A 6952-nucleotide genomic window follows, 5' to 3' on the forward strand; every position below is an offset into this window, starting at 1 on the left:
GCACAGGGGCGCCCAGTTGCCGATACCACCTTGGCAGTGGCTGGCGGACGACATGATCACCCGTCGACTGCGCCAAACTACCCCTCGGTGCGCCTCTCAGCGGGTGTGCCGGGGGTGTCGGATCTGGAGTTTTTTCTTTGAAAAGCTGTGGAGATGTTGAGTTGACTGCCGCGCCGGAGCAGCCCTGACCTGTCATTCAACGCCGCTTTGCGGTTTTGCCCTGCGACCAGCAAACCGGCCATTCGCTGCGTCGGGCAAATCCGGTTAGTCGTGCATGATGGCGAGCTGCATTATGCCCTCGTCTGATCAACGGAACTTGCATGAGTGCCGTCAGCGGTATCGACGCTGCGGCAAGATCACCCGGCACTCAGCTTCTCCCCTACGCAATGCGGGCGATCTCACCGCCTGACCACGCCACTAAAGGCAAATTCGACACCCTCCGGATGGTAGTGGATCTTGGCGGTTCCCTCGAACTCCGCCGCGAGCGCCCGCTCTATCATCGCCGACCCAAAGCCGGTGCGTTCTGGCGCGACCACCTGTGGTCCGCCGCTCTCGCGCCACGTGAAGTCAATTGTTCTCGTGTCAGCGTCACTCACCGACCACTGGATTTCGACTATGCCTTGGTCGGCCTGAAGCGCACCATATTTCCGTGCATTTGTTGCCAGTTCGTGCACCGCCATCGAAAGCGCCTTGAACTGGTTCGGGACCAGGAGCAGGTCAGGCCCCTCGATCACAATTCTCTGCTGTTCACCCGCCTGCGCTTCGATCGGTGCGAATATCTCGCGGATATTCGCATCCTTCCAGTAGCTCTGCGTCAGGATCTCGTGCGATTTCGCCAGGTTATGGAGGCGGTCGACAAGCTTGTCCCGCTCGGCCGGCGCATTGCGCAGGCTTTGACGGACCAGCCCCGCCGTCACCGTAAACACGTTCCTGATCCGGTGCTTTAACTCCCCGACCAGCAGTTCCATACGCTGTTCGGCCAACACGCGCTTGGAGATGTCCCGTAGAATGACGGAATATTCCTTCTCGGCATAGGGCTCTTCGGGGTTGGTGATCTCGCCCACCGAAATATTGTAGTGGTGGCCGTTGCAACTCGCCTCGAAGGTGCAATCGGGGTCTGGCCTCTCGATTGTATGGGTGAACCAGTCTTCGGTGCCATCATCCAGCGAAAGCAGGCGTCCGATCGGAGCCTGGGGAAGACAGCCCGGCTCGACGCCCAGAATGCCTGCACCCGCCGGATTAAGTCGCTTGATCCGGCCCCGATGATCGCAACGGATAATCCCGACCTTTGCATTGCGCACGATCACCGCCAGTTCTTCCGACTCTTTCTGGCGCTCGCGCAGGCGCTGTTCGAAGGCCGTCCGCTCGGTCGCGTCGAAGAAGGCATAATTGATCCGCGCCGGAAGACCATCTTTGGGCCGCCTCAGGACAGCGTTCAATAGAACCGGGAGTGGCGCGTCCCGGCCCCTGACGTTCAGCAAGCAGGACACTTCCCGCGCAAAGCCCTCCAGAAGGATCGCGGGGGCGATCTGCGTCTGGAAAAGAAGGTGACTTCCGCGGGTCAGGATATCCTTCATCATCGCGCCGTCCGCCAGCTCGGAGGGGGGGCGGCCAAGCCAGTGGCCAAGCGTGGCATTGCAGTAAAGCACGCGTTCATTGGTGTCAGTCACCAGAAATCCACAGGGGGCGTCGGTTACCAGCTCCCTCAAATAGGGGTTGCTGCCCGGTCTGCGGAAGTTAGTCGAGTCGGCCAAGAAAACCCCTGATCTCGGCGATCGTTTTCGCCGGTTCCGTCATGTGCGGGCAGTGGCCCGTCGCCTCGATTTCTCGCAGATCGCCACCTTTCATATGGCGCGCCATCCAGGCACCAACCTCCGTGGGGGCCAGGGCATCGTTCGAGCACTGCAGGACGAGAGCGGGATGATTCACGCGGGCGATATCCTCGCGGTGATCGGCCAGAAAGGTGACTCGCGCAAAGTGTTTGCTGATCGTCGGATCGTTCCGGCAGAAGCTTTGCGCCAGTTCGCCGGAGGTCTCGCCGGCCGGGTCCTGCCCGGCGATGAGGGGGGTGACATATTGCGCCCACTCGAAAAAATTTTGTTCCATCATGTCAAGCAGTTGCTCGACATCCTTCCGATCGAAACCGCCGATATAGTCACCGTCGTTGATGAAGGAAGGCGAGGGCGCGATCAATCCCAATGCCTTGATCCGGTCGCCGTAACGCAGGGCTGCAAGACATGCGATAGTGGCTCCAACCGAATGTCCGATGATGACTGCGTCGTTAAGATCGAGCTCGCTCAAAATCGCGCCCAAGTCATCGGCATGCGCTTCCAGCTTTGCATAGCGGTCAAGGTCGTAGGCCTTGATGTCCGATCCGCCCATGCCGGTCAAATCGTAGCAGAGCGTTTTGTGGCTGTCTGCAAAGCTCGGCGCTACGAAGCGCCACATGTTCTGATCACACCCGTAGCCGTGCACAAAAATAAGCGGCGTCGTTCCGGAGCCGGCCTCCGTCACGTGGAATTTTGAAGTTGCAGACATTTCCAGCCTCCCGCTTCCTGCCATCCCAGCGTCTATTTTCCCCCAGACGATGCAGCAAAGCAACGCTCCTGAGGCGCGCGGATGTCGCAAGTCCGCGCTCTTAAAAGCGCCGCAGAACTGCGCCTGTTCGGAGCGGGCGAACGGGGGCGTCTGGGCTATGCTTTGACGCCCCTGTGGCTATGCCCACCCCGCGAACCTATCAGAGAACCCGCCTCACCCGTTTCTCGGTTAGGGCACAGTCAATCCGCAGGTATCAGCTGATAACGGGTGCCCCGGCGCCCCTCGCACAGCGTCCCGGCCCACAGGGGCACCCACCGGGGCATTCCTGGCCCTTCGGGTTCACAGGCACCCATGTGACTCTGATCGGAAGGCTTGTGGCTGGGGTGGTAGGAGACCTTGTCCTCTGAACCGGTTCTTCGACTTACCGCTGGCCTCGACCGAACTGGGGCGGTTCTGGGGGCACTCTGGGGGTACCGGGGAGCACCTGTGCCCGGACGCTGCAACGGGACAAATGGTCGAATCATTGACAAGATCGAGAATGCAAGCGGAAACTCTACATTTGCCCATCACGATCAATTCGTTGACGAACACTGCTAACCAAAGGATATTTCAATGCTTTTTGAGGGAACGTTCCAAGCAGAGACTATCGTCGGAACTAGGCGCAATGACTTGGTTTTTGGCAATGGTGGCGCCGACATCATCACCACAAAAGGCGGCAACGATAAGATTGTCGCTCGCGGCCAAATCAATGCCATGAACGGGCGTGACAGCTTTTTCTCGATCGATTTCTTCAGGGTGTTTGAGGAGCGTTTGAACAATACGCTTACGACACCAATTATGGGAAACGGTCGCGATCTCGTCGTTATCGACGGTCACAACGAAACTCAAGGTGGAACCGGAGCGATGGGCTTTTCCGGTGTGGACCTAGGACCCGGAGGTGACAAGTTGATACTAGGCTCAGCGCAACCCGGTATAACGCTATATCTCGGCGAAGGCGCAGATGAAGCCTACTTGCTCGGAGATACGTACGTCGACATGTATCTCGGAAGCAGCAAGACAAGCGGCGGAACCGCTCCCGTCGCGGATACTGATGCGGACCAGGTCCACTACAATGTCAACGACAAGGGCGGGATAATTAGGGCTTTTGGTTCAGAAGATACAATCACGATCTACAACAGCGGCCTGAACTATCGGACTGCGCTAGAGAGATCAGATCTTGTGAATGGATCACATAAAATCACATTTCTCGATGGCACGGATTTCTGGATCAACACCTCCTTTGACGAATTGCTGAGCCCAGATCAACTAAAATTCGTGAATAAGCCACTGGTCAAAACTCAGCGCGTCTATGTAGCCGGTGAAGAGGAGATGGAGAAGGCCAAGTTCGGTTCGTTTGATGATGACGATCTAAACATTCGTAACGGATCGCTATTCCTATCCTCAGGGGACGATAATGGTACAGGAACAAAGTATAATGAGCGCATTCACGGACAGGACGGCAATGACACTCTCGTTGGACGCGATGGCAACGATATCCTGAGGGGCGGTGCAGGAAATGACTTACTTTTAGGGGGTAACGGGAATGACCTTCTTGCTTCCGGGTCCGGCAATGACCGTCTGATCGGCGGGAAAGGTGACGATCGGCTGATTTTGCAACATGATAGCGATGATGATGGGCCAGATAGCTTGATTGGTGGTTCAGGTTCGGACACCTTCATTTTTGATCAGGCGGGCGGAAGTGATCCGGCAGTTGTAAAAATGGGCCCCGGTAGAGACAAACTGCATTTCAAGGACGACGCTGGTTTAATTGTTCTGGAAGACTACTCTCGTAGAGACACTATCTTCTTGGATTACCTCAGTGATGCACGCAACCCCGAGTATCAGATTGAAATAATGGTCCGCCAGCAACAGCTTTCCGATGCGATTTACCCGGACCTCCCTTATCGCGGAACTCTGCTTAGGGAAGGAGGTTTGAAATTGCTTTTCGTCGGCTATGATGTCGGAGAAATCAAAGAAAGCGATTTTGTATTTTAATTTGACCACGGTCGACATGCTGTCGTTCGGATTGCGACATATAGCCAGAGGTGCTTTTTGAAGTTCGACCTGTTCTACGCTGGAAATGTGTCCCATCGCTTGTTAAGGGTGCTCAAAACTGCAACCCACCTCACTTCGAACTCCTGTTTGCTACGCCACAAAGAAAAAAAGCAAAGCCCGACACCCCCGGCACACCCGCTAAGGAGTGAGCCGAGGGCAACTTCAGGGCAGTCGACGGGTGACCACGTAGTCCGCCAGCCACTGCCAGTAGGCGTCCGCATCAGCGAACCCCTGTGCCCGGGCAGCCAGGTCCTCCGCCTCAGAACGAGAAAGACCGCCATCGTATTCAGCGATAGCGGCCCTCTCCTCGAACGCGTCGATGTCGGGGATCATGTGGGAAGCCGTATCTGATCGACGATCCCACGCTTCTGCTCGTCGCTGATACCTGCCGAGTAGATGCCGTAAGTGATCCCGTTCTCCGACCGAGCGGACTTGTGCCCCACCAGTGACGCGGTGAAGTGCTCCGGAACACCCGTCCTCTCGCACTGGGTGATGAACCACTTGCGGGTGCCATGGAACACCAGCCCGGGACGGTCCAACTGAAGCCGGTTTCTCAGCCACGCGAACCGCTTGGTCACGATGTTGACGGTCAAATAAGGGAACAGAGGCCCATGACGCGGTAACTCCGCCAGCACCTCCTCCAGCACCGGGTGCACCGGGACCAACCGTTCCGCCGCTTCGGTCTTCAGCTGCCTCCGGTCATTCGGCTGGACGTGGAAGAAGGACCCTAGGTTTCCCTTGGCCACGACGTCCTCCCGGCGTAAGCCCACCGCTTCCCCGGATCGCATCCCTGACAGCAAACAGACCAGAAGCACCCGGTGGAGGGCCGGGTCGCGCTCCCGAAGCAACCGGACCACCTCGTCATCAGTGGGCACAGCGTAAGACGCGGGACGCACCTTCTGATCGAGTTGGACGGCCTTGAGGGGGTTTGCAGCCAAGTGGTCGCGAGAGACCGACCAGTCCAGGAAGTGATTCACCTGGGACCAAATGCGCCGCTGGGTTCTAACGGTGATAGTTTCAGTGCCCCGTGTCGACCAGCGTACCAGCGCCTCCAGCCCCAGCCCCCGCGTCACCGGAGATTTCCCGACGAGAGGCGACAGCTGAGACACAAGAGACAGGAACTCCCGCCCGTCTTCCCGTGCCAGCGACACCAGTGGCCGGTCCCCGTACTTGCTGGAGAACAACTCAAGGGAGTAGCGGACACTCTTGAACCCGCCGGGTCGCAGCTCCCGCTGGCGCTTGATCAGATACTCCCGGACAGCCTCGCCAACCGTTGTTTTTGGCTGACGAGAGAGCTTCTGGAAGGGAACGGCTTCAGAGAGCTGTAGAGTGGCCCGCAGGCAGGCGAGAGCGCCCTGTCGATGATCGGACCATCCGGCGATGCTACTGTTACTCTGTGCGACACTCTGTGCCCCTTCGAGTACCTGGGCCACCGTGGCCTCGTACCGGGTGTTTACTTCCGCCGCCCGTTTCCTGGCCAACTTCGGGTCCCCTGTCTTAAGGGACTGTTTGAGGGCCTGGGAGCCGAGGACGACGGCGACTTCTCGGGGGTAGTTCCGCCGATAGAGCCAAGTTTGGCCCTTCAGGTAGGCATACTGAATCTGAGCAGACATTGAGTTGCTCCTTCTAGTTGGAATGTTGAGGGGATCAGACCGGGTAGACCTTGAGGATCAGCTCATAGGCTGGTTCCCCGTAGACCCCGTTCAGGGGGCCGGTGATCGAGTAGCCGGTCACGCAGTCGTCGAAGACCTCGGAGGCGCGGAACAGGTGCTCCGGGTACTCCTCGAACTCACGGATGACGACGATGTCGTCTTCTTTGATGTTCCACTCCACGGCGTCACCCCAGAAAGTTCAGGATGATCAGCACGATCAGGAAGGCGAAGATCAGGTCACCCCAGCCGGGGTCTGACTTCTTCCTGGTTGGGCGTTTCTCGCTGGAGAACAACCACTTTAATATCTTGATAAACATGAGAAACCTCCGTTCTTGTTCTCGATTTAGATACGGAGGGTTCCTCGCTTTTTGGGCTTGAGGGCTGAGGAGCCACAATTAGGACCACAGGACAGCAGGTGCGTCGTGTGGTGTAGACTTTATTATTGGCGGAAAGACACTTGTCGGAGCGGCGAGGACACGGCTTTCCAATAATATCGCCATCGCATTTTCAGAATAAAGTAGAAGAACTCACATTTTTAGGCGTGGCGTTCAGCAATACAACGACGCATAGTGGAGAACAGTTCACCTCTCGTGACCTGCCCCCCGCGAAATCCCTCATCATGATGTAGAGTCTGCCCAACCTTGAAGGAGCAGACGAATGCGAAAGAG

General features: G+C 57.4%; 7 protein-coding genes. 1 reads left to right on the top strand and 6 read right to left on the bottom strand.

Annotated elements, in window-relative coordinates; genetic code table 11:
• Nucleotides 1-398: 398 nt before the first annotated feature.
• Both CVM52_RS11645 and CVM52_RS11650 read right to left on the bottom strand, forming a co-directional pair.
• Complete coding sequence (locus tag CVM52_RS11645) at nt 399-1670, bottom strand: sensor histidine kinase (RefSeq protein ID WP_100162670.1); 1272 nt, start codon at nt 1668-1670, stop codon at nt 399-401.
• A gap of 67 nt (nt 1671-1737) precedes the next feature.
• Nucleotides 1738-2538, bottom strand: a complete 801-nt coding sequence (locus CVM52_RS11650) for an alpha/beta fold hydrolase (protein ID WP_100162671.1) — start codon at nt 2536-2538, stop codon at nt 1738-1740.
• A 612-nt stretch (nt 2539-3150) separates the two neighbouring features.
• Between CVM52_RS11650 and CVM52_RS11655 the strand changes: the two genes are divergently transcribed.
• A complete protein-coding gene (locus CVM52_RS11655; protein WP_100162672.1) occupies nt 3151-4572 on the top strand; it encodes a calcium-binding protein in 1422 nt (473 codons plus the stop codon).
• A 222-nt stretch (nt 4573-4794) separates the two neighbouring features.
• Here CVM52_RS11655 and CVM52_RS26885 read toward each other — a convergent pair whose 3' ends face one another.
• Genes CVM52_RS26885 through CVM52_RS27980 form a run of 4 tightly spaced genes read right to left on the bottom strand, consistent with a single transcriptional unit; the run spans nt 4795 to nt 6601 of the window.
• On the bottom strand, nt 4795-4965 hold the full coding sequence (locus CVM52_RS26885) for a hypothetical protein (protein WP_172720985.1): 171 nt from the start codon (nt 4963-4965) through the stop codon (nt 4795-4797).
• A complete protein-coding gene (locus CVM52_RS11660) occupies nt 4962-6245 on the bottom strand; it encodes a DUF6538 domain-containing protein (protein WP_100162673.1) in 1284 nt (427 codons plus the stop codon). The genes CVM52_RS26885 and CVM52_RS11660 overlap by 4 nt, the downstream gene beginning before the upstream one ends.
• A gap of 34 nt (nt 6246-6279) precedes the next feature.
• Nucleotides 6280-6465: a hypothetical protein gene (locus CVM52_RS11665; protein ID WP_100162674.1), complete on the bottom strand. Its 186-nt coding sequence runs from the start codon at nt 6463-6465 to the stop codon at nt 6280-6282.
• Nucleotides 6466-6469: 4 nt separating this feature from the next.
• Nucleotides 6470-6601, bottom strand: coding sequence for a hypothetical protein (locus CVM52_RS27980; RefSeq protein WP_276308638.1), 132 nt, complete (start codon nt 6599-6601; stop codon nt 6470-6472).
• Nucleotides 6602-6952 lie beyond the last annotated feature (351 nt).

Source organism: Pseudooceanicola lipolyticus, from assembly GCF_002786325.1.
In the GTDB taxonomy this organism is placed as follows: Bacteria; Pseudomonadota; Alphaproteobacteria; order Rhodobacterales; family Rhodobacteraceae; genus Pseudooceanicola_C; species Pseudooceanicola_C lipolyticus.

What these genes read in the sequence shown, in the direction of transcription:
- CVM52_RS11650 (WP_100162671.1), bottom strand. Translation starts at nt 2,538, where the DNA reads ATGTCTGCAACTTCAAAATTCCACGTGACGGAGGCCGGCTCCGGAACG.
- CVM52_RS11655 (WP_100162672.1), top strand. Translation starts at nt 3,151, where the DNA reads ATGCTTTTTGAGGGAACGTTCCAAGCAGAGACTATCGTCGGAACTAGG.
- CVM52_RS26885 (WP_172720985.1), bottom strand. Translation starts at nt 4,965, where the DNA reads ATGATCCCCGACATCGACGCGTTCGAGGAGAGGGCCGCTATCGCTGAA.
- CVM52_RS11660 (WP_100162673.1), bottom strand. Translation starts at nt 6,245, where the DNA reads ATGTCTGCTCAGATTCAGTATGCCTACCTGAAGGGCCAAACTTGGCTC.
- CVM52_RS27980 (WP_276308638.1), bottom strand. Translation starts at nt 6,601, where the DNA reads ATGTTTATCAAGATATTAAAGTGGTTGTTCTCCAGCGAGAAACGCCCA.